The following is a 254-nucleotide window of genomic DNA, read 5'->3' as shown; positions in this document are numbered from 1 at the left end:
GCTCAATCTCTTCACCGGATGACGAAAACCAGAGAATGCCATCACGGGTCCAGATCCCGGTCTTTTCGCAGATATAACGGGCATCAGTGAAGTCCAGCTCCTGCTGGCGGATGACGCAGGCATTATGCTCGCAGAGATAAAACACGCTGGAGGGGTCATCCGGCGTCCATTTGAGGCCAAACGGCGTCTCTTTGTCGCCAAATTTAAGATACTGCTCCTCCCCGCAGTGCGGGCAGGCACCGCGAACTACGCCC

The 254-nt window shown here is 56.3% G+C and carries 1 protein-coding gene; it reads right to left on the bottom strand.

Features of this window, described 5'->3' with window-relative positions:
* A partial coding sequence (locus tag RTW80_RS30005) for a phage terminase large subunit family protein (protein WP_312721809.1) occupies nucleotides 1–254 on the bottom strand: 254 nt, incomplete at both ends.

It is taken from the genome of Escherichia sp. AM3 (genome assembly GCF_032029835.1).
GTDB lineage: Bacteria > Pseudomonadota > Gammaproteobacteria > Enterobacterales > Enterobacteriaceae > Escherichia > Escherichia coli.
Note: the sequence above shows the minus strand (reverse complement) of the source record. Positions and strands in the feature narration are given on the sequence as shown.